This is a genomic window from Duganella sp. Leaf61, assembly GCF_001421905.1.
Lineage (GTDB): Bacteria > Pseudomonadota > Gammaproteobacteria > Burkholderiales > Burkholderiaceae_D > Rugamonas > Rugamonas zoogloeoides.
Genome location: NZ_LMLM01000001.1, coordinates 349416 through 372501 on the forward strand (window position 1 = coordinate 349416; position 23086 = coordinate 372501).

General features: G+C 64.6%; 22 protein-coding genes. 9 read left to right on the forward strand and 13 right to left on the reverse strand.

All coding sequences use genetic code 11. The annotated features are described in order from the left end of the window. Positions 1-24: 24 nt before the first annotated feature. The 6 genes from ASF04_RS01455 to puuE are packed head-to-tail and all read right to left on the reverse strand — an operon-like array spanning position 25 to position 8649. Entirely contained in the window at positions 25-1506 is a 1482-nt protein-coding gene (locus ASF04_RS01455) for an adenosine deaminase (RefSeq protein WP_056137591.1), read from the reverse strand. Positions 1507-1528: 22 nt separating this feature from the next. Continuing rightward, the gene (guaD, locus tag ASF04_RS01460) at positions 1529-2833 is read right to left on the reverse strand and encodes a guanine deaminase (protein ID WP_056137592.1); all 1305 of its coding nucleotides are present in this window, start codon (positions 2831-2833) and stop codon (positions 1529-1531) included. Positions 2834-2849: 16 nt separating this feature from the next. Further along, positions 2850-3872, reverse strand: coding sequence for a xanthine dehydrogenase accessory protein XdhC (gene xdhC / locus ASF04_RS01465; RefSeq protein WP_056137593.1), 1023 nt, complete (start codon positions 3870-3872; stop codon positions 2850-2852). A 1-nt stretch (position 3873) separates the two neighbouring features. Next, a complete protein-coding gene (gene xdhB / locus ASF04_RS01470) occupies positions 3874-6207 on the reverse strand; it encodes a xanthine dehydrogenase molybdopterin binding subunit (protein WP_056137594.1) in 2334 nt (777 codons plus the stop codon). Continuing rightward, positions 6204-7688, reverse strand: coding sequence for a xanthine dehydrogenase small subunit (xdhA, locus tag ASF04_RS01475; protein ID WP_056138377.1), 1485 nt, complete (start codon positions 7686-7688; stop codon positions 6204-6206). Before xdhA ends, xdhB begins: the two co-directional genes overlap by 4 nt. Before the next feature lie 7 nt (positions 7689-7695). Beyond that, positions 7696-8649 (reverse strand): allantoinase PuuE, encoded by a 954-nt coding sequence (gene puuE, locus ASF04_RS01480; RefSeq protein WP_056137595.1) that lies wholly within the window; start codon positions 8647-8649, stop codon positions 7696-7698. Positions 8650-8776: 127 nt separating this feature from the next. Here puuE and uraH point away from each other — a divergent pair, with 127 nt between their 5' ends. From uraH to ASF04_RS01505, 5 genes are all read left to right on the forward strand, one after another. Further along, entirely contained in the window at positions 8777-9130 is a 354-nt protein-coding gene (uraH, locus tag ASF04_RS01485) for a hydroxyisourate hydrolase (protein WP_056137596.1), read from the forward strand. 57 nt (positions 9131-9187) lie between these two features. Then, positions 9188-10702, forward strand: coding sequence for a tetratricopeptide repeat protein (locus ASF04_RS01490; protein ID WP_229204880.1), 1515 nt, complete (start codon positions 9188-9190; stop codon positions 10700-10702). Positions 10703-10767: 65 nt separating this feature from the next. Beyond that, positions 10768-12057: an HlyC/CorC family transporter gene (locus ASF04_RS01495; RefSeq protein WP_026637221.1), complete on the forward strand. Its 1290-nt coding sequence runs from the start codon at positions 10768-10770 to the stop codon at positions 12055-12057. Between the two features lie 135 nt (positions 12058-12192). Then, positions 12193-13917: a type IV-A pilus assembly ATPase PilB gene (gene pilB, locus ASF04_RS01500; protein ID WP_056137598.1), complete on the forward strand. Its 1725-nt coding sequence runs from the start codon at positions 12193-12195 to the stop codon at positions 13915-13917. An 11-nt stretch (positions 13918-13928) separates the two neighbouring features. After that, positions 13929-15143, forward strand: coding sequence for a type II secretion system F family protein (locus tag ASF04_RS01505; protein WP_056137599.1), 1215 nt, complete (start codon positions 13929-13931; stop codon positions 15141-15143). 83 nt (positions 15144-15226) lie between these two features. Here ASF04_RS01505 and ASF04_RS01510 read toward each other — a convergent pair whose 3' ends face one another. Continuing rightward, a complete protein-coding gene (locus ASF04_RS01510) occupies positions 15227-15598 on the reverse strand; it encodes a histidine kinase (protein ID WP_156368504.1) in 372 nt (123 codons plus the stop codon). Between the two features lie 178 nt (positions 15599-15776). Here ASF04_RS01510 and ASF04_RS01515 point away from each other — a divergent pair, with 178 nt between their 5' ends. The 4 genes from ASF04_RS01515 to ASF04_RS01530 all read left to right on the forward strand — a co-directional run bounded on the left by ASF04_RS01515 (position 15777) and on the right by ASF04_RS01530 (position 18303). Further along, entirely contained in the window at positions 15777-16655 is an 879-nt protein-coding gene (locus ASF04_RS01515) for an A24 family peptidase (RefSeq protein WP_056137601.1), read from the forward strand. After that, positions 16652-17257, forward strand: a complete 606-nt coding sequence (gene coaE, locus ASF04_RS01520) for a dephospho-CoA kinase (protein ID WP_056137602.1) — start codon at positions 16652-16654, stop codon at positions 17255-17257. Before ASF04_RS01515 ends, coaE begins: the two co-directional genes overlap by 4 nt. Before the next feature lie 107 nt (positions 17258-17364). Beyond that, positions 17365-18120: a cell division protein ZapD gene (gene zapD / locus ASF04_RS01525; protein WP_056137603.1), complete on the forward strand. Its 756-nt coding sequence runs from the start codon at positions 17365-17367 to the stop codon at positions 18118-18120. A gap of 9 nt (positions 18121-18129) precedes the next feature. Next, positions 18130-18303 (forward strand): DNA gyrase inhibitor YacG, encoded by a 174-nt coding sequence (locus tag ASF04_RS01530; protein ID WP_019921459.1) that lies wholly within the window; start codon positions 18130-18132, stop codon positions 18301-18303. Positions 18304-18431: 128 nt separating this feature from the next. Here the strand turns inward: ASF04_RS01530 and ASF04_RS01535 are convergent, their stop codons facing one another. From ASF04_RS01535 to argJ, 6 genes are all read right to left on the reverse strand, one after another. Beyond that, on the reverse strand, positions 18432-19199 hold the full coding sequence (locus ASF04_RS01535) for an anti-sigma factor domain-containing protein (protein ID WP_056137604.1): 768 nt from the start codon (positions 19197-19199) through the stop codon (positions 18432-18434). Further along, on the reverse strand, positions 19196-19762 hold the full coding sequence (locus ASF04_RS01540) for a sigma-70 family RNA polymerase sigma factor (protein ID WP_056138379.1): 567 nt from the start codon (positions 19760-19762) through the stop codon (positions 19196-19198). The genes ASF04_RS01535 and ASF04_RS01540 overlap by 4 nt, the downstream gene beginning before the upstream one ends. 86 nt (positions 19763-19848) lie before the next feature. Next, positions 19849-20385: a DUF3455 domain-containing protein gene (locus tag ASF04_RS01545; protein WP_056137605.1), complete on the reverse strand. Its 537-nt coding sequence runs from the start codon at positions 20383-20385 to the stop codon at positions 19849-19851. Between the two features lie 104 nt (positions 20386-20489). Further along, positions 20490-20906, reverse strand: a complete 417-nt coding sequence (locus ASF04_RS01550; RefSeq protein ID WP_056137606.1) for an NUDIX domain-containing protein — start codon at positions 20904-20906, stop codon at positions 20490-20492. Continuing rightward, on the reverse strand, positions 20903-21787 hold the full coding sequence (locus ASF04_RS01555) for an ATP-binding protein (RefSeq protein WP_056137607.1): 885 nt from the start codon (positions 21785-21787) through the stop codon (positions 20903-20905). Before ASF04_RS01555 ends, ASF04_RS01550 begins: the two co-directional genes overlap by 4 nt. Next, the gene (gene argJ, locus ASF04_RS01560; RefSeq protein ID WP_056137608.1) at positions 21787-23025 is read right to left on the reverse strand and encodes a bifunctional glutamate N-acetyltransferase/amino-acid acetyltransferase ArgJ; all 1239 of its coding nucleotides are present in this window, start codon (positions 23023-23025) and stop codon (positions 21787-21789) included. Before argJ ends, ASF04_RS01555 begins: the two co-directional genes overlap by 1 nt. Positions 23026-23086: the final 61 nt, after the last annotated feature.

A 23086-nucleotide genomic window follows, 5' to 3' on the forward strand; every position in this document is an offset into this window, starting at 1 on the left:
ACACCCGAGGTTTTCAACGCTGGATCAACGCTTTTGCTTCGGTTGCGCCTTGGCAATATCGGCTTCAAATTTGTCGAATTTGCCGTCTAAAGCTTTCAACAAGCGTTGTTTGTCTGCATCAGCCAGGAAAGAATAACGGATGCTGTCGTACGAAAGTTTCTTCACCTCGCCATATGTCGGCTGGTAACGCGACGCGAACAGCACGAATTCGCCCGACAGGTTGTTGCGCGAAACGCCGGCATCGTCAGTGCTGAGCACGAACGGCACGCCATATTTGCGGAACAGGGTGACCGGGTGTTCCTGGTCTTTGATGCCCAAAATAAAGTCGTTACTGCTCAAATTGACCTCGACCGCGATGTTCCGATCACGCATTTTTTTCATGATGCCGAGCGGATCGTGCTCGTGGACGATGTCCATGCCGTGGCCGATGCGGCTGGCGCCGGCCACGTCGAGCGCATCCTTGATGTGGAATTTCAAACCTTCCGGTTCTACCATGCCCAGCGACAATTCGCCCGCGTGCAGCGCCAGTTTCACGGCCGGATATTTCGCTTTCAGGAAGCCGTACATTTTCATGTGCAGCGCATAGTCGCGCATCGACACGTGGGTGCTTTCCTGGCCGACGATGTTCACGCCGACGATCATCGGACTGGCCGTGGCCATTTTAAAGCTCGACACCATTTGCGAGAACACCTGCGACGGCGTGAGGAAGCGCAGCGCGAACGGCTGGTAGCGCAGCGTGAAATCCTGGTCGTCGATGCCGGCGCCCGATTTCTTCACGTTGTCCAGGTACGCGGCGATCCAGCCGTTGAACGCCTGGTCGCCTTCGAGCTTGTGCATGTACGCTGCCAGGTCGGCGTCGGTGACGGTGCCGGCACGGGCCTTGTCGTCGAAGCTGGCGTCCTGGGCAATCGGCGCGATCTCGAAGATGGTTTCGATGTAGCTGAGGTTTTCCTCGATGGCGCGGCGCTTGAGCGTTTGCAGGCCCTCGGCGGTGTTGGTGGACGCGACCGGGTTGAAATAGGCGAAGGTGTCGAAGAACTGGCGGTCGGGCGGATTCTGGATGGCGCCGTGGTTGTGGTAATCCTTGTCGGACCAGCGCTGCAGCAGGTTGGCGAGGAAGGTATTGTCCTGCAGGCTGTCTTCGCCCGACAGGCACGCGCGTTCGGCAAGCGGCCTGGCGCGTTCGGCCTTGGCGACCGCCTGATCGACGTTGATGGTGTAGCCGGCCTTGTTGACGCAGAAGCCTTCCTTGTCCACCCAGCGCAGGTACTGCTCGGCGTACAGCGCGCCGGAATAATGGTGGTGCAGGTCGCCACCCTTGGGCATCAGCGTGAAGAACATGGTCAGTTCGGCCAGCTTGGGATCCTTGCCCGCCACCATCGAGGCAAACACATTGCTGGTGATCGCTTCATTGCTTGCGGCTTGCGCGGCCAGCGGCGCGCCGCACAGCATGGCGACGGCCAATGGGATGGCCAGGGCTTTGAAACTGACGAAGTGTTTGTGCATGGTGCTTCCCAAGGTAAGTGAATCAAGTGCGGACGTGGACCCGGCGTCCGGCCGAATACGTAGCGGCAATCGCCCGGTCGTCGCCCAGCAGCGCCAGCGCGAACAGCAGTTCCTCCAGGCTGGCGGCGTTGCCCGAGCGGCGCTGCAACAGCGGCGTACCCTGCGGATCGACGACGATGAAATCGGCCTCCGCGCCGGGTGCGAAATTGCCGATCGTGCCCTCGAGCTGCATGGCGCGCGCGGCGCCCAGCGTGGCCAGGTAAAACATCCGCAAGGCCGGCAGGTGGCTGCCCTTCAAGCGCGCTACTTTATAGGCTTCATTCATGGTTTGCAACATCGAGAACGACGTGCCGCCGCCCACGTCCGTGGCCAGCGATACCAGCATGCCCGCCTGGTCGGCGCGCTCGAAGTCGAACAGCCCGCTGCCCAGGAACAGGTTCGACGTGGGGCAGATCGCCGCTGCCGCGCCGGTTTCCGCCATGCGCCGGCGGTCGGTTTCGTCAAGCCAGATGCAGTGACCGTACATGGCGCGCGGACGCAGCATGCCGTAGCTGTCGTACACGTCGATATAGCTGCGCGACTGCGGGAACAGTTCGCGCACCCACGCGCATTCGGCTTCATTTTCCGACACGTGGGTCTGGATATAGGTGTCGGGGTACGCGCGCGCCAGCTCGCCGGCCAGGTGCAGTTGCTCGTTGGTGGACGTGGGCGCGAAGCGCGGCGTGATCGCGTACTGCGACCGGCCGCGGTTATGCCAGCGGTTGATCAGGGCTTCGGTATCGCGCGCGCCGCCCTGCGCCGTGTCGCGCAAAAACTCCGGGCAGTTGCGGTCCATCAGGACCTTGCCGGCCACCATGCGCAAGCCGCGCGCATCGCTGGCGGTAAAGAACGCGTCCACCGACTGCGGATGCACGGTGCAATACACCATGGCGGTAGTGGTGCCGCAGCGCAGCAGCTCGTCGAGGAAGAATTCGGCCACGCCGGCCGCGTGGACCGGGTCTTCGAAGCCGCGCTCCACCGGGAACGTATAGGTCTCCAGCCACGGCAGCAGCCCTTCCGACGGCGACGCGATCATGTCGGTTTGCGGGTAGTGGATGTGGGTGTCGATAAAGCCGGGCATGAGCAGCTTGCCGCTGTAGTCGTGCACCGTGGTCCCCGGCGGCAGCGTGGCGTGCAAGATGGCGTAGTCGCCTGCCGCCTGGACCTTGCCATCGGCGACGATCAACAGGCCGTCTTCATGCCAGGCATGCGCGTTGTCGCTGAAGGCCGGATCGGCGAGAAAGTGCAGCAAGCTGCCACGGTAGGCTTGCAGGTCGGTGGTGGACATAGGGGTCTTTCTGAAATTAAGCGGTGATGCGTTGGTGTTGCCGGGGTTGCTGACTTTGCCGAGGTTGCGGATATTGCGCCTCCCAGACCATCAGCAATTGCGCGCACACGGAGGCGGCGATGGCGGCCGGGAGCTTGCTGGTAATGCCGGGCAGCCCGATCGGGCACACCATGGCGGCGATGCGGTCCTGCGCGATGCCGCGCGCAGCCAGGCGCCGCTCGAATTGTACCCGTTTGGTGCTTGACCCGATCAGGCCGAACCAGCCCACGTGCGGGCGCGCCAGGATGGCTTCGGACAGGCGCTGGTCGAGCGCATGGCTGTGGGTGAGCACCAGGTAGCTGGCGCCGTCCGGCGCGCGCGCCACCAGCGCTTCGGGCGTGTCGGTTGTTTCCACCGTGACGTTGGCCGGCACGGTAGCGGGGAACATGTCTTCGCGTTCGTCGATCCAGGTGACGGTACACGGCAACTCGCCCAGGGTACGGACGATGGCGGCGCCCACGTGGCCGGCGCCAAACAGCAGCAGGTGGGCACGCGGCGCCGGGCAGGCGTCGAGCAGCCAGCGGCGGCCGGTTACGTCGCGGACGATAGTTGTGGTGGTGGCAGCGTCCAGGGCCGGTGCGGCGCCCTCACCGGCAACGACGACGCCATCGGCATCGATCAGCAACGCTGCCGGCGCCTCGTCGATGGCGCTCAAGCGCCAGCTGTCTTCGCGCGGGCGGGCGCGCAGCCCGGCCAGCACGGCGCGCAGCGCATCATCGACCACCTCGAATGCCAGGTGCACCACGCCGCCGCAGCACTGGCCCAGCGTGGGGCCGAGCGCATAGCGTTCGAGCCTGGTGGCGCCAGCGGTGGGGTCGTCCAGCATGGCACGGGCCAGATCGACCGCGCACAATTCCAGGTGGCCGCCGCCGATGGTGTCGATCTGACGGGCGCGGGTGACCAGCATTTTGGCGCCGGTTTCGCGCGGGCCGGAACCCTCGACGATCGCCACCGTCACCAGCACCGCCGGTTCATCCACGTTGGTCAGCCACGCATTCATCTCAGGCCCCGAGTTCGACGATGGACACGGCGCGCAGGATTTCCTCGCTGGTGGCCGGGGCGTTGAGCGGCGGGTTGACGCGGTGGCCGCCCACGCTCGATATCGCGTCGCGAATCGCAAAGAACACCGAGAACGGCAGCAGCAGCGGCGGCTCGCCCACGGCTTTCGAGCGGTGGATGCTGTCCTCGACGTTGTCGTTCTGGTAGAGCGTCACGCGCAAGTCCTCCGGGCAGTCGGAAATGCCCGGAATCTTGTAGGTCGATGGTGCGTGCGTCATCAGCTTGCCGGCGCCATTCCACCACAGCTGTTCGGTGGTGAGCCAGCCCATGCCCTGGATAAAGGCGCCCTCCACCTGGCCGATATCGATGGCCGGGTTGAGCGAGCGGCCGGCGTCGTACAGAGCGTCGGCGCGCAGCAGCTTCCATTCGCCGGTCAGCGTATCGACCACCACTTCGGACACCGCCGCACCATACGCGTAGTACGAGAACGGGTGGCCGTTCATGGTTTTCGGATCCCAGTGCAGGCCCGGCGTGGCATAGAAGCCGTCGGACCACAGCTGCACCCGCGCCAGGTAGGCTTTTTGCACCAGATCGGGGAATGGCACGACGTGGCCGTTGACGTGCACCGCGTTGTCCGCGAAGCGCACGGGCTGGCCGTCGTCAGCGCCGTACAGTTTGATGGCGTGAGCCGTGAGGCGTTCGCGGATCTGGCGCGCGGCGTCCTGCGCGGCCTTGCCGTTCAAATCCGCGCCGGTGGAGGCGGCCGTGGCCGACGTGTTCGACACCTTGCTGGTATCGGTGGCGGTCACCCGCAGGTTTTCCATGGAGACGCCCAGTTCGTGCGCCACCACCTGCATCACCTTGGTGTTGATGCCCTGCCCCATCTCGGTGCCGCCGTGGTTGACCAGTACCGAACCATCGACGTACACGTGCACCAGCGCACCGGCCTGGTTCAGGTGCGTGACGTTGAAGGCGATGCCGAATTTGAGCGGCGTGAGCGCCAGCCCCTTTTTCAGCACCGGGCTGGTTTGATTGAACGCGTCGATGGCGGCGCGGCGCACGCGGTAGGCGCTGCTGCGTTCCAGGTCGGCGGTCAATGCTTCGATCACGTTATCGACGATCTCCTGGCCGTAGGGCGTAATATTGCGGGAGGTAACGCCATAGAAATTGATGCGGCGGATATCGAGCGCATCGCGCCCCAGGTTGCGGGCGATATCGTCGATGATGTATTCGATGGCGATCGCGCCCTGCGGTCCGCCAAAGCCGCGGAACGCGGTGTTGGACTGGGTATTGGTCTTGCCGCAGCCGGCCAGGATTTCCACGTCCGACAGATAATAAGTGTTGTCGAAGTGGCAGACCGCGCGCGTGGCCACGGGGCCGGACAGGTCGGCCGAGTAGCCGGCGCGCAGCGTCATGTCCACCTTGGCGGCCAGGATCTTGCCGGTATCGTCGTAGCCCACTTCGTACTCGTAATAGAAGCAGTGGCGCTTGCCGGTGACCAGCATGTCGTCGTCGCGGTCGGCGCGCAGCTTGACCGGGCGTTTCAGTTTGGCGGCAGCGATGCCGGCAGCAGCGGCCCACAGCGCCGACTGCGACTCCTTGCCGCCGAAACCGCCGCCCATGCGGCGGCATTCGACCTGCACCTTGTGCGAGTGCACGCCCAGCGCATGGGCCACCACATGCTGCATTTCGCTCGGATGCTGGGTGGAGCATTGCACCAGCATGCCTTGATCTTCCTTCGGTATCGCGTAGGCGATCTGGCCTTCGAGGTAAAACTGCTCCTGGCCGCCCACGAACAGTCTGCCTTTGACCACGCGCGGCGCCAGGTCGAACGCGGTCTGGAAGTCGCCGCGCTTGAGTGCCATCGGCGGCAGCACGTATGATTGCGCGGCTTTCGCTTCCTGCGGCGTGAGGATGGCCGGCAGCTCTTCGTAGTCGATCACGGCGCGGCGCGCGGCGCGGCGAGCGTTGTCGTGGGTGTCGGCCACCACGATGAAGATCGGCTGGCCCACGTACAGCACTTCGCCGGCGGACAGGATCGGATCGTCGTGGATGATCGGGCCGCAGTCGTTGGTGCCGACGATGTCGGCAGCCGTGTACACGGCCACCACGCCGCCTGACGCGCGCACCGGCGCCAGGTCGAGCGACTTGATGTTGGCGTGCGCTTTCGACGACAAGCCCAGCGCCGCGTGCACGGTGCCTTGCAACTCGGGGATGTCGTCGGTGTACGTGGCCTGGCCCAGCACATGCAGCTCGGCCGATTCGTGCTTGCGCGGGATGCCGACGGCTTGCCAGCCTGCTTCACGCACGCGGTTGGGGGCGGTGGGCTGGTTCATGCGGACTCCCTGGCGTCTTTGAAAGCGAAGGCATTGACCGACTCGTTGCCGAGCGGCGCCTCGAGGCGCGTCTCGAACCAGAACCGGCGCAGCAGGTTTTGCGCGGTCTGCATGCGGTAGGTGCCGGAGGCGCGCATGTCGGACAGCGGTTTGAAATCCTGCGCCAGCATGTCCATCGCCACCCGCAGGTTGGCTTCGTTCCAGCGCAGGCCGGTGAGCGCACTTTCGGCGCGCGGTGCGCGGCGCGGCGTAGCGGCCATGCCGCCGTAGGCGATGCGGGCGTCGATGATCTGGTCGCCGTCGAGCGTGAACGCAAACGCCGCGCACACGGCCGAGATATCCTGGTCGAACCGCTTGGCCAGTTTATAGGTGCGGAACTGGACATTCTCGCGCGGCAGCGGCACCCGCACGGCAGCGACGATTTCGTCGGTCCGCAGATCCTTTTTCTGGTAGTCGAGGTAGAACGCTTCGAGTGGCAGCACGCGCTGGCCCGCCGGGCCTTGCAGCACCACTTCACTGCCCACCGCGATCAGCCACGGCATCGAGTCGCCGATCGGCGAGCCGTTGGCGACGTTGCCGCACAGGGTGCCCGCATTACGGATCGGCAGCGAGGCAAAACGCTGGCGCAATTCGCCCAGCTGCGTCGGATACAGCTCGCACAGCGCGTTGTAGGCGTCTTCGAGCGACACGCCGGCGCCAATTTCGAGCATGTCGCCCTGCTCCACCACCGTTTGCAGCGCGGTGACGTGGCCCAGGTAGATGATGTCGCCCAGTTCGCGCAGCTGCTTGGTAACCCACAGGCCGATGTCGGTGGAGCCGGCCAGCAGCGTGGCTTGCGGATGGGCGGCGCGCAGGGCGACGAGTTCCGCCAGCGTGCGCGGCGCGTAAAAGGTGCGGCCGTGGGCTGTGTAGCTGGTGCCCGCGTCGCGTTGCAGCGCTTGCAGTTGTGCGGTGAGCGCGGCGCGGTCGAAGGTGACGGCCGGCAGTTCGGTCATGCGGTGGGCGGCGTCGATGATGGGACGGTAGCCGGTGCAGCGGCACAGGTTGCCGGACAGGCAGTCGTCGATCTCGCGGCGCTGCGCCGGTTCACCGTTTTTGTCGAGGTACATGCCCCACAGCGACATCACGAAACCGGGGGTACAGAAGCCGCACTGGGAACCGTGACACTCCACCATGGCCTGCTGCACCGGGTGCAGCGCGCCGTCCTGCTGCTGCAAGTCTTCGACAGTAAACAGCGCCTTGCCGTCGAGCGTGGGCGCGAACTGGATGCAGGAATTGACCGCCTTCATTTCAAGCTGGCCAGTGGCGTTCAAGCTGCCGACCACCACGGTGCAGGCGCCACAATCGCCCTCGGCGCAGCCTTCCTTGGTGCCGGTGCAATGGAGGTCTTCGCGCAGGTGCTGGAGCACGGTGCGGGTAGGTGCGCCACCGGCAAATTCGCGCACGGTGCCACGGAAGTAAAAGCGGATCGGTTCGGACATCTTGGCCTCAGGCTGCAAAAGGATGGGTGGAGCGCCAGTGGTCGGCGATATCGATGCGGCGCGTGATCCACACCTGCTCGTGGCCCTGCACATAGTCGAGGAAACGCGCCAGCGCGGCCAGCCGCGCCGGGCGGCCCACGATGCGGCAGTGCAGGCCGATCGACAGCATCTTCGGCGCGTTCAGGCCGGCGGGGTCACCTTCGGCATACAGCACGTCGAACGCATCTTTCAGATAGTCGAAGAACTGCGTGCCCGAATTGAAGCCCTGGGCAGCGGCAAAGCGCATGTCGTTGGTGTCGAGCGTGTAGGGCACGATCAGTTGCGGCGCGGTGGTCGGCTGGCCGTCGGCGCCCGTGTGGGCTACCTGCTGCCAGAATGGCAGGTCGTCGCCATAGTGGTCGGCATCGTACGCGAAGCCGCCGTGTTCCATCACCAGCCGGCGCGTGTTGGGCGAGTCGCGGCCCGTGTACCAGCCTTGCGGCGCGCTGCCGGTGAGCGCGCGGATGATGTCCACGGCTTCTTTCATGTGGGCACGCTCCGTGGCTTCGTCCATGTTCTGGTAGCTGATCCAGCGCAGGCCGTGGCAGGCGATCTCGTGGCCCAGCGACTGGAAGGCGGCAACCGCCTCGGGGTGGCGCTTGAGCGCCATCGCCACGCCAAACACGGTCAGCGGCAGCTTGCGGTCCTCGAACAGGCGCAGCACGCGCCACAGGCCGGCGCGCGAACCGTATTCGTACAACGACTCCATGCTCATGTGGCGGTCGGGGAACGAGGCGGCGCCGATGATTTCGGACAGGAAGGTCTCGGAGCCGGCGTCGCCGTGCAGCACGCTGTTTTCGCCACCCTCCTCGTAATTGAGCACGAATTGCAGCGCCACCCGGGCGCCGCCGGGCCAGCGGGCGTGGGGCGGGGTGCGGCCGTAGCCGATCAGGTCGCGCGGGTAGTTGTCGTAAGTGCTCATAGGTTTGTGCGGGAACGCGGGCCGGGGTATGGGGAATATATCCTTAATCATATAGGCGCCGGCGCGCGCCGGTATATGATTTACACGATAGCCGCTTGTCATTCACCGATATAGGACACAAACCGCCATGGGCAAACTCAGCACGCACGTACTCGATATCACCCAGGGCAAGCCCGGCGCCGGCGTCAAGCTGGCGCTGTACGCGGTCAACGCAGAGGGCCGCACCCTGCTCACCACCGATGTCACCAACGCCGATGGCCGCTGCGCCACGCCGCTGCTGGCAGGCGAACAGCTCACCGCAGGCAAATACGAGCTGGTGTTCGCTGCCGGCGATTATTTTGCGGCGCAGGGTGTGCAGGTGCCCGAACCGCGTTTTGTTGACGAGGTGACCATTGCCTTCGGCGTGGCCGACGCTGAACAGAACTACCACGTGCCGCTGGTGGTCTCGCCGTGGGCGTATTCGACCTATCGCGGCAGCTGAGGCCCCCCGGGGGCGCCGCGCTTGCCGCGCCCGGCAAAGCCCCCTAAGATGCGCACCATGACCACTTCCCACCCGGCGTTGACCGCCTCCCTGCTGCGCCAGGCCGTGCAATTGCAACAGCAAGGCCAGTTGCCACCCGCGCAGGCGCTGTACCGGCAAGTGCTGGCGCTCGACCCGCAGCAGTTCGACGCCCTGCACCTGCTGGGCGTGATCGCGCGCCAGCAGGGCGATGCGGCCGGCGCCATCGCATTGATCGCGCAGGCCATCGCAGTCGATCCGGCGCAACCGAAGGCTCATGCCAACCTGGGCGTGGCGCTGATGGATGCGGGCCGGGCGCAGGAGGCGCTGGACAGCCACGAGCGCGCCATCGCGCTGCAACCCGACTATGCCATGGCGTGGAGCAATCGCGGCAATGCCCTGCGCCAGTTGCAGCGCCATGAGGAGGCGCTGCACAGCTACCAGCGCGCCGTCTCCCTCCAGCCCAACTACCCGGAAGCGCACTGCAACCGCGCCATCGTGCTGCAGGAAATGGGCCGCTACGCCGAGGCCCTGGGTGCGGCCGAGGATGCGCTGGACCTGCGCGAACGCTACGCCGACGCCTGGTTCGCCCGTGGCAATGCGCTGCACGGCTTGCGCCAGCTGGCCGCTGCGGTGGACAGCTTCGAGCGGGCCATCGCACTGCGCCCACAATGGGCCGAGGCGCACAGCGCGCTGGGCGCCAGCCTGCAAAAGCTCGGTGACTTCGACGCCGCGCTGGCCGACTACGATCGCGCGCTGGCGCTCAAGCCAGGCCACGCGCTGGCGCACTACCATCGCGGCAATACGCTGCGTTCTCTGGGCCGCACCGAGGAAGCCGTTGCCGCCTACCGCGCCGCACTGGCCCATGGCGACGATCCGCAAACCATCGCCTTCGCGCTGGCCTCGGTGGGTGCGGGCGCAACCCCGGCCACGCTGCCGGGCGACTACGTGCGCACCCTGTTCGACCAGTACGCCAACCACTTCGACCAGCACCTGACCGAAGTGCTCGGCTACCGCACCCCGGCCGCGCTCGATGCACTGATCCGCAGCGCCGGGCATCGTGCAGCGCTCGATATCGTCGATCTGGGCTGCGGCACCGGCCTGTGCGGCCCCTACCTGCACGCATACGCGCGCCGCCTCGACGGCGTGGACCTGTCGCAGCAGATGCTCGACAAGGCGGCCGAACGGGCACTGTATAACGAGCTTGCCTGTACCGACCTGGTGGACTACCTGGCCGGCCGCGCGCAAGTGTGGGACCTGGCGGTGGCTGCCGACGTTTTTGTCTATATCGGCGACCTGGCGCCCGTGTTTGATGCCGTGCACCAGGCGCTGCCCCCGGGCGGGCGCTTCTGCTTTTCGGTCGAAGCGGGCGCACCAGACGGCGCCGAATACGTGTTGCAACCATCGAACCGCTATGCCCACACGTTGCCATACCTGCAGCGCCTGGCGACCGCGACCGGCTTCACCATCCTCGCCACCGACGCGCTGGCGGCGCGCCAGGAAAACGGCGCGCCCATCACCGCCCACACCGTCCTGCTCGGCAAACCGTTGTAGACAAACTTGCATGTGGTGGGGGAGTGACTTAGAATTCGAGGCTTCTCCGCCACCGATCGCCATCTTTGGATACCGTGCCCTTATGGGTGCAGCTGCTTGCACTCGGCCTGCTGATTTTGTTTTCGGCTTTCTTCGCCATGGCGGAGACGGCGCTCATGGCGGCCAACCGCCATCGCTTGCGCCATGAAGCCAAACGCGGCAATCGCCGCGCCATCACCACCCTCTGGCTGCTCGAACGGACCGGCAAGCTGCTCTCGCTGGTACTGATTGCCAATACGCTGATCAACGCCACCGCCACCGCGCTGGTGACGTCGATTGCGATCCAGGCCTTCGGCCACGACGACAACGTCATCATCGTCTCCACCGCCTGCATCGCCTTTTTGCTGATCGTGTTCGCGGAAATCTCGCCGAAGATGATCGGCGCCACCTACCCCGAGAAAATCGCCCTGCCCACCAGCATGGTGCTGCGCCCGCTGATGGCGGTGTTCAAGCCGGTGATCTGGTTCGTCAACCTGTTCGTCACGCAAATCCTGCGGCTGTTCCGCACCCAGGCCGGCGGCCAGGTGAACGATGCGCGCGTCTCGCCCGAGGAGCTGCGCTCGATCGTGCTCGAAGGCGGCAATTTCATTCCGCAAAAGCACAAGAGCATCCTGCTCAACCTGTTCGACCTCGATACCATCACCGTCGAAGACATCATGACCCCGCGCTCGCAGGTGGAGGCGCTGGACCTGGAACTGCCGGTCGAGCAGATCAAGCGCGAGCTGACCACCTGCCAGCACAACAAGCTGCCCGTGTATGAAGGCGAGATCAACCGCATCGTCGGGATTTTGCACGTACGCAAGGCCGTGGCGCTGCTCAACCAGGAAGACGATTTGACCGTCGATCACTTCCGCCAGTTGCTTACCCCGCCCTACTTCATTCCGCAGGAAACGGGCGCCTTCACCCAGCTGCAATATTTCCAGGAAAACAAGCAGCGGCTCGGCATCATCGTCGATGAGTACGGCGAAGTACAGGGCCTGGTCACGCTCGACGACATCATCGAGGAAATGATCGGCGAATTCACCACGTCGCTGCCCGACAATGCCCCGCCCGACACCTTCGGCTGGAACGACGCCGGCGCCTGCACGCTGGAAGGCACCACCGCGCTGCGCGACGCCAACCGCCGCCTGGGCCTGGACTTTCCGCTCGACGGTCCCAAGACCCTGAACGGCATGCTCCTCGAGTTATTGCAAGACATCCCCGACGCGCCGATCAGCATCAAGGTTGGCAATTGCATCATCGAAGTGGTCGAAGCTGATGATCAAGCCATCAAAGTGGTCAAATTGCTACGTACCGGCGGCAAACGCAGCCATTGAATCGTGCGCCTGTGGGTGCACGCAACAGCAGAGGTACAATCGGCTCGACCAGCGGACCTTGCGCTTTACAAAGGATGTGCCTGAGGGCATGATTCAGAAGGGCAACAGGTTCGCCCTCCACCATCGGAAGCAGCCATGGCCGCAGTCCTACCGAACACCGTTACCATGCCGGGCCTGGCGCGCGCCCTGATGCAGGCCGGCCGCCTGTCGCCGCCGCAGGCCGAGGCACTCAACAAGAAAGCCCACCACGAAAAACAGCCGTTCATCGACGTGCTGCTGGCCAGCGGCGCCATTGACTCGCGCGCATTGGCCACGTTTTGCGCCGAAACCTTCGCCTATCCGCTGCTCGACGTGTCCATGCTCGATATCGAGGCGCTGCCCGCCAAGGCCATCGACGCCAAGCTGATGCAGGGACAGCGCGTGGTGGCGCTGGCCAAACGCGGCAACAAGATGGCCGTGGCGATTTCCGACCCCACCAATACCCAGGCGCTCGACCAGGTCAAGTTCCAGACCGAATCCACCGTGGAACCGGTGATCGTGCCGCACGACGCGCTGTTGCAGCTGCTGGCGCGGTTCGGGCGCAGCGCCGAGCAGAGCATCGCCGACCTGGCCGGCCCGGAGACGGACTTCCAGTTTGCCGAGGAAGAAGAAGCGCCGGCCAGTGCGGCCGACACCGCTGCCGCCAACGAAGTGGAAGATGCGCCGGTCGTACGTTTTCTCAACAAGATGCTGCTCGACGCCGTCACCATGGGCGCATCCGACCTGCACTTCGAGCCGTTTGAAAAATTCTACCGGGTGCGCTTTCGCGTCGATGGCGTGCTGATCGAGCACGCCCAGCCGCCGGTGTCGATCAAGGACAAGCTGGTGTCGCGCATCAAGGTGCTGGCCAAGCTCGACATTTCCGAAAAACGGGTGCCGCAGGACGGCCGCATGCGCCTGGTGGCCTCGCCCACCCGCACCATCGACCTGCGTGTTTCCACGCTGCCCACGCTGTTCGGTGAGAAAACCGTAATGCGTATCCTGGACGGCAGCCAGGCGCAGATGGGCGTCGACGCGCTCGGCTACGAGCCTGAACAAAAGGCGCTGCTGATGGACGCCATCCACCGCCCGTACGGCATGGTGCTGGTGACCGGGCCCACCGGCTCGGGCAAGACGGTGTCGCTGTACACGTGCCTGAACGTGATCAACAAGCCCGGCATCAATATCTCCACCGCCGAAGACCCGGCCGAGATCAACCTGCCCGGCGTCAACCAGGTCAACGTCAACGACAAGGCGGGACTGACGTTTCCGGTGGCATTGAAATCGTTCCTGCGCCAGGACCCGGACATCATCATGGTCGGCGAGATCCGCGACCTCGAAACCGCCGATATCGCAGTAAAAGCTGCGCAAACCGGCCACCTGGTGTTTTCCACGCTGCATACCAACGATGCACCGTCCACTCTCACCCGGCTGATGAACATGGGCGTGGCGCCGTTTAATATCGCCTCGTCGGTGACCCTGATCACGGCCCAGCGCCTGGCCCGGCGGCTGTGCGTGTGCAAGCAGCCGGTGGACATTTCTGCGGACTTGCTGATCAAGGCCGGCTTCCAGCCCGCCGACCTCGATGGCACCTGGAAGCCGTACGGTCCGATCGGCTGCGAGCGCTGCAACGGCGGCGGCTACAAGGGACGCGTGGGCCTCTACCAGATCATGCCGATCACGCCGGCCATCGAAGCGCTGATCCTGGCCCACGGCAACGCCATGCAGATCGCCGCCCAGGCCCAGCTCGAAGGCGTGAAATCGCTGCGGCAGTCGGGGCTGCTCAAGGTCAGGCAAGGCATGACCAGCCTTGAAGAAGTACTCGGCTGCACCAACGAATAGGACTGCGACCCATGGCAAACACCGGCAACCAGGTCAAGGAAACCATTTTTGCGTGGGAAGGCAAGGACAAGACCGGCAAGACCGTGCGCGGCGAACTGCGCGCCGGCGGCGAAGCCGTGGTCAACGTCACCTTGCGGCGCCAGGGCATCATGGTCACCAAGGTGCGCAAGAAAACCTACCGCAGCGGCAAGCGCATCAAGGAAAAGGACATCAGCCTGTTTACGCGCCAGCTGGCCACCATGATGAAAGCCGGCGTGCCGTTGCTGCAGGCGTTCGATATCGTCGGCAAGGGCCATTCCAATCCGTCGGTCTCCAAGCTGGTGCTGGATTTGCGCGCCGATATCGAGACCGGCACCAGCCTCAACCAGGCGTTCCGCAAATTCCCGCTGTACTTCGACGCGCTGTTCTGCAACCTGGTGGCCGCCGGCGAACAGGCCGGCATCCTGGAAGACCTGCTCACCCGGCTGGCCATCTACAAGGAAAAGACGCTGGCCATGAAGGCCAAGATCCGGTCGGCGCTGATGTACCCGATCTCGATCCTGGCGGTCGCCTTCATCGTCACCGCCGTGATCATGATCTGGGTGGTGCCCGCGTTCAAGGAAGTATTTGCCAGCTTCGGCGCCAACCTGCCCGCCCCCACGCTGTTCGTCATGGCGCTCTCGGAATTCTTCGTGAACTGGTGGTATGTAATTTTTGGTAGTCTTGGCTTCGGCATCTGGTTGTTCTTCCGCACCTGGAAACGCTCGGTGCCGATGCAGCGCGCCATGGACCGGCTGATCCTGCGCGTGCCCGTCTTTGGCGAGGTGGTGCGCAAGGCCACGATTGCGCGCTGGACCCGCACCCTGTCTACCATGTTTGCTGCCGGTGTGCCGCTGGTCGAATCGCTCGACTCGGTGGGCGGCGCGGCCGGCAACGCCGTCTATGCCGACGCCACGCGCCGCATCCAGAACGAAGTGAGCACGGGCACCAGCCTCACCGCCGCCATGCAGAACGCCGACGTGTTCCCGAATATGGTCACGCAGATGGTGTCGATCGGCGAGGAATCGGGCGCGCTCGACGCCATGCTGGGCAAGGTGGCCGACTTTTACGAGGAAGAAGTGGACGAGGCCGTGGCTTCGCTGTCGAGCCTGATGGAACCGGCGATCATGGTGATCCTGGGCGTGCTGATCGGCGGGCTGGTGATTGCCATGTATCTGCCGATCTTCAAGCTGGGCTCGGTGGTGTAAGCGGCTTGGCCACGTTGTCAGCAACGGCCTGGCCGCGTTGTTCGGCTGAGGCCGAGGCTGCGACTGGGACCAGGCTGCGCAGGTCAGCCAGCGTTTTTGGTGTTTCCGCCTTTTACAGGTGGACGCAGCGCTTGTAGGCGCTGGCGGCCATCGGCCAGGGCGGCGTCGCCCTGGTCGAGCAGGTGTTCGATGGCTGCGCGCTCGGCGCTGCCGGCGGGAAAGCGCTGGCCCACGCTTTGAAAGCTCAGCAGGATGCCCTGCATGCCTTGCAGCAGCGCATCGTGGACGTCGCAGGCCAGGCGTTCGCGCTCGGCCAGTTGCGCCAGCAGGTCGCGGCGGCGGCACATGGCCTTGCACCAGCGGTCGTGGCACAGCAAGCCCAGCATCAGGCAGAGAAATAGTCCCAGCAACAGGCAGCCTGCCAGCCATAGCGGTGGGGGTAAGGAAGTCGGCAATCGAGGCTCCAACCAGATCAGTTCCGCCACCTTGCCATTAACTTTTGGTTACGCCCATATCTCGTACGGGGGAGAAACTGCCCCAAGGTGGGGCAAATTTGACTGGCGCGTCTTCGGCCATGCTTTAATATGCGCTGGGGTCATCAATCGACCAATTTTTCAGGAAATCTACTCACTCATGCTGCAACCGTCCCTGCTGTTCGCTCCCGCCGGCGAGCTTGTCATCAGCCTGATCGCCGGGCTGTTCGGCCTCTTGATCGGCAGCTTCCTCAACGTCGTGATTCACCGCCTGCCGCAAATGATGCAGCGCGAGTCGGACAATTATTGCGATGAAGAAGCCGGAAAACCGCCGCGCCATACCACCCGGTACAGCCTGGTAGCGCCACGCTCGGCCTGCCCGCACTGTGGCCACCAGATCACGGCGCTGGAAAACATCCCGGTCATCAGCTGGCTGGCGCTGCGCGGCAAATGCAGCCAGTGCAAGGCGCCGATCTCGGTGCGCTACCCGCTGGTGGAATTGCTGACGGCCGCGCTGTCGGCACTGGTCGTGTGGCAGTTCGGCAGCGGCTGGCAGGGACTGGGCGGCTTGCTGCTGCTGTATATGCTGGTGGCGCTCACCTTTATTGACTTCGATACCCAGCTGTTGCCCGACGACCTGACCTACCCGCTGCTGTGGGCCGGCTTGCTGCTCAATCTGAACGCCACCTATGTCTCGCTCGAAAGCGCGGTGATCGGCGCGGCCGCCGGCTACCTGGTGCTGTGGTCGATTTACTGGGCCTACAAACTGCTGCGCAAGCGCGAAGGCATGGGCTATGGCGACTTCAAGCTGCTGGCCGCCCTCGGCGCCTGGCTCGGCTGGACCATGTTGCCTGCCATCGTGCTGATGGCCTCGCTGGTGGGTTCGGTGGTCGGCATCGTGCTGATGGTCCTCAACCGGCGCGGGCTCGACTACCAGATTCCGTTCGGCCCGTATTTGGCGGCCTCGGGCCTGATCTGCTTCCTGTACCGCGCGCCGCTGGCCGATGTCAGCGCCATCCTGTACCCGGTGCTGCGATGACGGGCACTTTTGCAGTCGGCCTGACGGGCGGCATCGGCAGCGGCAAGAGCACCGTGGCCGACCTGTTTGCCGCACGCGGCGCCTCGATTGTCGATACCGACGTCATCGCCCACAGCCTGACCGCGCCGGGCGGCGCGGCGATGCCGGCCATCATCGCCGCGTTTGGCGCCGAGTTTGCCGATGCCAATGGCGCACTCGACCGTCCCCGCATGCGCGCGCTGGTGTTTTCCGATGCCAAAGCAAAAGCCACGCTCGAAGCAATCCTGCACCCGCGCATCCGCGCCGGCGCGCTCGCTGCTGCCGAGGCCGCCACCGGCGACTACGTGATGTACGCGGTGCCGCTGCTGGTGGAGTCGGGAACGTGGCGTGACAGGGTGTCGCGCATACTCGCGGTAGACTGTCGCGAAGACGTGCAGATCGCCCGCGTGATGGCGCGCAATAATCTGTCCGAAACGCAAGTACGCGCCATCATGGCGGCCCAGGCCAGCCGGGCCGAACGGCTGGCGGCAGCCGACGATGTCATCGACAATAACGGCGGTCTCGACGCGCTGGCGCCGCAAATCGACCGCCTGCACGCCCAATATCTGCAAATGCGCGGTTAATTTCGGCAGCAATCGCGCACTATGCTGTCGCAATATTTGTAATTTTGCTTGGCTTGCTTCAAAATCACGTGCATTGTCTGCAGGTCCACCTATAGAGGGATGTTATTTTGATCGTCTACGAATATCCTTTCAACGAACGCATCCGCACCTTGTTGCGCTTGGAGGATCTGTACGAGAAATTCCAGTTCTTTGTGCATCAGCCCGACCCGATGCAGCACCACGTCGCCCTGTCCACCATTTTCGACATGCTCGAAGTGGCCGGCCGCGCCGACCTCAAATCCGACCTGCTGCAAGAACTCGAACGCCAGCGCCAGACCCTGCTCGGCTACCGCCTCAATCCCAACGTCCAGCCCGAAATGCTCGACGCCATCCTGGCCGAAGTAGACAGTGTCAGCAGCGCCCTGGTCGCCGCGCAAGGCAAGACCGGCCAGAACGTGCGCGACAACGAGTGGCTGATGAGCATCCGTGGCCGCACCATCATTCCCGGCGGCGCCTGCGACTTCGACATGCCGTCGTACTACGCCTGGCAGCAACGTCCGGCCGAGCAGCGCTACAGCGACATCGTCACCTGGTTCACGCCGCTGGCGCCGCTGTTCGATGCGCTGGGCCTGGTGTTGCGCCTGCTGCGCGACTCGGGTGTGCCAGTCAAAATGATTGCCGTGGCCGGCAGCTACCAGCAAATGTTGCAAGGCAAGGTGTACCAGATGCTGCGCCTGTCGCTTGACGAAACCTCGGGCGCGATCCCCGAAATTTCCGCCAACAAGTATATGTTGTGGGTCCGGTTCACTACCCAGGGCGGCGACCTGAAACCCAAGCCGCTGGAAGATCAGGTACCATTCGAGCTTACCCTCTGCAACTTCTGATCGAATCATATGGTTACCGTAGTCTCCTGCCCGACCTGTTCCGCCAAAGTGGAATGGAAGCCTGAAAACAAGTATCGCCCGTTCTGCTCGGAACGCTGCAAGCAGATCGATCTCGGCGCCTGGGCCGAGGAGAAGTACGCGATTCCGGCCGCGCCCCCAAAAGATCCGCACGAGGAAGAATAAGCGGCGGCGTTTTGCCGCAAGTGTTGCTGTCACTTGCGAAAAACTCGATTCCCGCCTGCGCGGTAATGACGGCTCACCGGCTGGTGGTCGATGCTGCCGCCGGCCGTTACACTGCTGTTCCCGCTCCCCTACATCGCTACCTTGACCGCCCTGCCGATATACAGGATTGGCCCGGTCGGCTTGCCGGTCGGCGAACCCGCTTCCGGTTCCAGCGTGATTTCAAACAGCTGGTCCTGCTGCACCTGCGGCAGTTGATCGAGGGTCAGCTTGACCGATTGATTCGGTCGCACCAGCCCCAGCGATACCGGGGCTTTCCAGTCCGTTCCCTTGGTCCAGAATTGCAGCGACTTATTACCCGGCACAGCCACGCCATGCAGCGGCGTCAGCGTCAGCTTGCGGTTCAGGCTGGCCTGAACCACGTAACCGGCGGTACGCTCCTGCGGCGCCACCAGCACCACCATGTACGCCGGTTGCAGCGCCTCGCTGGACGGTTGGCGCGTGAGCAGCACGGCCAGCACCAGCGTGGCAAACACGGCCCCGCCGCTGAGCGCACGCCACACGCGCAAGTCGTCCCACCAGCGGCGCCAGCCACCGGCAGCTGTCACGGCCGACGGTGTCAGACTGCTTGCCAGCTTGTTGACAGACTGGTCCGCCGCAGCCGTGGCGCGGCTGCCGGCGACGCTATTGCTGATTTTCGGCCACAGTTCCGGCGACGGTTCAGTTGGTTCTGCCAGCGCGGTCAGCGGCAGCAGGCGCTGTTCCCACGCGGCCACTTCGGCGCGCAGCAGTGGCTCCAGGGCCAGCCGGCGTTCGATGTCCTGGCGCGCGGCCAGCGGCAAGGTGCCGAGCACGTACTCGCCAGCGAGCTCCCTCAATGTTTCGATAGATTCCGTCATGCCATGCACTCCCGCAAAGCGGCCAGGCCGCGCTTGAGCCAGGCTTTGACCGTGCCCAGCGGCGCGTTCAGCCGCGCCGCGATTTCACTGTGGCTGCACCCATCGACATAGGCGCAGACGATGCTGTTGCGCTTGGCGCTGTCGAGGTGGCCGAGACAGTCGTTCAGGCGTCCCATATTCGCTTGCAGCTCGAACTGCTCGGCGACCGTGTCGCCCTGCCCGTCCTGCGCTTCCTGCAAGGCGTCGAGCGCGTCGTTGTCGTCGGTATAGACATCGCGTTCACGCGAACGCAGCGCATTCAATGCCTGGTGCCGCACCACGCTGAAGACCCAGCCGCGCCCGGCGCCACGGCCGGCGTCGAAGCTGGCCGCTTTTTGCCAGATGCTGACAAAGGCGTCGTGCAGCACGTCTTCGGCCAGGTCGCGCCGGCGCACGATGCGCAGCGCCACGCCCAGCAAATGGCGGCCGTCCTGCTGGTACAGGCGGTGCAGCGCCTGCTGGTCACCGAGCGCACAGGCGTGCAGCGCAGCGTCGTAATCGAATCCGTCGGCGGTTGGTGGCATCGGCATTCTGAGGTGAGGTGGGCGGAGCGCTGCTGCGGCTGATTATAGCCGAGGGCTGCGCGCCCGCCCGCTTCGGTTCATTGCTCTCAGGCGGCTTTCCAGAAGATGTAGTCGGCCTGGTACTGCACTTTCTCTTTGGCGCCCGCGTTGCCCGCGCCGCACATGCCGGCCGGGGCCACGCCACCCCTGGTGGCCACGCGCTGGATGTACGTCACACCCATCATGGCGCCGTTGCCCATGGCCGGGTTGGCCTTGACCAGCTGCGACGGGATATTGCCGGCGCCGGCCGGTGCGACCGCGAGCTGGGTGGCGGTCACTTTCGAGCCGTCGTTGCTCTGCCAGGTGGCCGGAGGACCGAAGTACTTACCGACGCTCATGCCGCCGCGGTCGGTTAGCTGCGCATCGGGGCCGATGAAGGTCCATTCGAACTGGTCGGCGCTGTCTTTCTTCAGTTTGCATTCGTAGGTGATGTCGCCGGCGCCCACGGTTTCCATGGCGACCTTGTGGCCGGCCGGTACCTGCACGGTGGCGGGCAGCGCTTGTTGATTGAAGCTGGGGACACTGGCGCAGGCCGAGAGCATGACAGCAGCGGCAATGGCGGACGTAATGGCGAGGGTTTTCATGGCGGGCTCCTGAAGTCGTTGTTAGGTGGCGGCGCATGGTTGTGCGCCGATACCTGTACTACCCGCCGGCACTGCGTTTGGATGCAGTGCGGTGCAAAAATATTTTAGCGGCCGAGGTTAAAGCGCAGCTGGTCGAGCCACTCGATCAGCGGAATGGTGGCCGGCAGCAGCGGCTCCACGCCTACCGTGCCCTGCCACGCGAACGCCTGTCCTTCCAGGCTTTGCGGCTCGCCGTGCCAGTCGCGGCTGATGAAGAAATGCAGGCGCACGTGCGCGTGCGGATACACGTGCTCGACGCCGCACCACTCCTCGGCGCTGTTGATGGTCAAGCCCAGCTCCTCGACAAACTCGCGTTTCAAGGCTTCGAGGATGGTTTCGCCGGGATCGACTTTACCGCCCGGGAATTCCCAGTAGCCGTCGTACGGTTTGCCGGCCGGGCGCTGGCCCAGCAGCACGTCGCCGTTCGGCTGCATCAGGATGCCCACGGCCACGTCGATCGGCTTGATTGCTGCATCGCTCATGCCAGCCGCCCCGCGTAATCCTTGGCGAACTGCCACGCCACCCGGCCCGAGCGCGAGCCGCGTTGCAAGGCCCAGCGCAGGGCATCGCCACGGGCGTCGGCAATTTGCGTCTCGGTGCAACCGAGCGAGGCCAGCCAGTGGTTGACGATCTGCAGGTAATCGTCCTGCTTGAACGGATAAAACGTCAGCCACAGCCCGAAGCGTTCGGACAGCGAGATTTTTTCCTCGACCGTCTCGCCCGGATGCAGGTCGCCATCGTCGCCGTGTTTATAGCTCATGTTGTCGGACATGCGCTCGGGCAGCAGGTGGCGGCGGTTCGAGGTGGCGTAGATCAGCACGTTGTCGGACTGCGCCGAGATGCTGCCGTCGAGCGCCACCTTGAGCGCCTTGTAGCCGCTCTCCCCCTCTTCGAACGACAGGTCGTCGCAGAAAATGATGAAGCGCTCGGGCCGGCCGGCCACGAGATCGACGATATCGGGCAACTCGGCCAGGTCGACCTTGTCCACCTCGATCAGGCGCAGGCCGTCCCTGGCGAACTGGTTCAGGCAGGCCTTGATCAGCGACGACTTGCCGGTGCCACGGGCGCCCGTGAGCAGCACGTTGTTGGCCGGGCGGCCGGCCACGAACTGGCGCGTGTTCTGCTCGATCTGCTGCTTTTGCGGGCCGATGTGCTGCAAGTCGTCGAGCGCGATATCGGACACGTGCGCCACCGCCTGCAGGTAGCTGCCGCCGCCGAATCCACCGCTACCGCCGCTGCGCTGGCGCCAGCGGAACGCATAGCCGCGCGTCCAGTCCGGTACTGGCGGCGCTGGTGGCAGCACCGCTTCCACCCGCGCCAGCACGGCCTCGGCACGGGCCAGGAATTGTTCGAGCGTGGTCATCACGAACGGTAGTCGGCGTTGATGCTCACGTAGTCGTGCGACAGGTCGCAGGTGTACACGGTGGCAGCCTGGTCGCCGCGCGCCAGTTTCACGCGCACCAGGATTTCGCTCTGCTGCATCACGCGCTGGCCATCGGCTTCCTGGTAGTCAGGATTGCGCCCGCCGTTCTTGGCTACCCACACGTCGTCGAGGTACAGGTTGAGCTTGCTGACATCGAGATCATCGACGCCGGCATAGCCGATCGCGGCCAGGATGCGGCCCAGGTTCGGATCGGACGCAAAGAACGCGGTTTTCACCAGCGGCGAGTGGCCGATCGAATAGGCGATCTTGCGTGCTTCGGCCACGCTGGCCGCGTCCTCCACGGTAATGGTGATGAACTTGGTCGCGCCTTCGCCGTCCCGCACGATGGCTTGCGCCAGGAACAGCGACAGCTCGGTGACGGCGGCAGCCAGCTCGCGGTATTCAGGCGACTCGACCGAATCGATCACCAGGCTGCCGGCACCGGTGGCGATCAGCATGAATGAATCGTTGGTCGAGGTATCGCCGTCGATGGTGATGCAATTGAAGGTCTGGTCGGCCACCTGCTTGACCAGCAGGTCAAGCACCGGCTGCGCCACCTTGGCGTCGAACGCCAGGTAGCCGAGCATGGTGGCCATATTCGGCTTGATCATGCCGGCGCCCTTGGAGATGCCGCTCATCGTGACCGTGTGGCCGGCGATGGTGACCGTGCGCGAACCGGCCTTGGGCTGGGTGTCGGTGGTCATGATGGCTTCGGCCGCGTTGAACCAGTTATCGGCTTGCAGGCCGGCCACCGCTTGCGGCAGGCCGGCGATCACCTTGGCCGCCGGCAAAGGTTCGAGGATCACGCCGGTGGAGAACGGCAGGATTTGCGCTGCTTCGCAGCCAAGCTGGGCCGCCAGCGCGGCGCAGGTTTCGTTGGCCAGCGACAGGCCCAGCTCGCCGGTGCCGGCGTTGGCGTTGCCGGTGTTGACCAGCAGCGCGACGACCGGCTTGCCGGTTTCCCTGGCGGCTGCCAGATGGGCCTTGGCGATCTGCACCGGCGCAGCGCAGAAACGGTTGAGGGTGAACACGCCGGCAACGGTGGCGGTAGGCGCCAGCTTCATCACCAGCACGTCCTTGCGGTTGGGCTTTTTGATGCCGGCTTGGGCGAAGCCGATCTCGATACCGGCAACAGGTTTCAGGTCGGCGGCGACGGGCAGAGGGGAATTGACGGCCATATTCAGTGATCTCGTAGGTGGCAGGGAAGCCGATATTGTAATGCCTGACCGGCAAAACGGC

Coding starts and splice junctions, on each gene's coding strand:
- xdhA (WP_056138377.1), bottom strand. CDS start 7,688: ATGTCCGAACCGATCCGCTTTTACTTCCGTGGCACCGTGCGCGAATTT.
- pilB (WP_056137598.1), top strand. CDS start 12,193: ATGGCCGCAGTCCTACCGAACACCGTTACCATGCCGGGCCTGGCGCGC.
- ASF04_RS01530 (WP_019921459.1), top strand. CDS start 18,130: ATGGTTACCGTAGTCTCCTGCCCGACCTGTTCCGCCAAAGTGGAATGG.
- xdhB (WP_056137594.1), bottom strand. CDS start 6,207: ATGAACCAGCCCACCGCCCCCAACCGCGTGCGTGAAGCAGGCTGGCAA.
- uraH (WP_056137596.1), top strand. CDS start 8,777: ATGGGCAAACTCAGCACGCACGTACTCGATATCACCCAGGGCAAGCCC.
- ASF04_RS01455 (WP_056137591.1), bottom strand. CDS start 1,506: ATGCACAAACACTTCGTCAGTTTCAAAGCCCTGGCCATCCCATTGGCC.
- coaE (WP_056137602.1), top strand. CDS start 16,652: ATGACGGGCACTTTTGCAGTCGGCCTGACGGGCGGCATCGGCAGCGGC.
- ASF04_RS01545 (WP_056137605.1), bottom strand. CDS start 20,385: ATGAAAACCCTCGCCATTACGTCCGCCATTGCCGCTGCTGTCATGCTC.
- ASF04_RS01505 (WP_056137599.1), top strand. CDS start 13,929: ATGGCAAACACCGGCAACCAGGTCAAGGAAACCATTTTTGCGTGGGAA.
- ASF04_RS01550 (WP_056137606.1), bottom strand. CDS start 20,906: ATGAGCGATGCAGCAATCAAGCCGATCGACGTGGCCGTGGGCATCCTG.
- argJ (WP_056137608.1), bottom strand. CDS start 23,025: ATGGCCGTCAATTCCCCTCTGCCCGTCGCCGCCGACCTGAAACCTGTT.
- guaD (WP_056137592.1), bottom strand. CDS start 2,833: ATGTCCACCACCGACCTGCAAGCCTACCGTGGCAGCTTGCTGCACTTT.
- ASF04_RS01535 (WP_056137604.1), bottom strand. CDS start 19,199: ATGACGGAATCTATCGAAACATTGAGGGAGCTCGCTGGCGAGTACGTG.
- ASF04_RS01555 (WP_056137607.1), bottom strand. CDS start 21,787: ATGACCACGCTCGAACAATTCCTGGCCCGTGCCGAGGCCGTGCTGGCG.
- ASF04_RS01515 (WP_056137601.1), top strand. CDS start 15,777: ATGCTGCAACCGTCCCTGCTGTTCGCTCCCGCCGGCGAGCTTGTCATC.
- ASF04_RS01540 (WP_056138379.1), bottom strand. CDS start 19,762: ATGCCACCAACCGCCGACGGATTCGATTACGACGCTGCGCTGCACGCC.
- puuE (WP_056137595.1), bottom strand. CDS start 8,649: ATGAGCACTTACGACAACTACCCGCGCGACCTGATCGGCTACGGCCGC.
- ASF04_RS01490 (WP_229204880.1), top strand. CDS start 9,188: ATGACCACTTCCCACCCGGCGTTGACCGCCTCCCTGCTGCGCCAGGCC.
- xdhC (WP_056137593.1), bottom strand. CDS start 3,872: ATGAATGCGTGGCTGACCAACGTGGATGAACCGGCGGTGCTGGTGACG.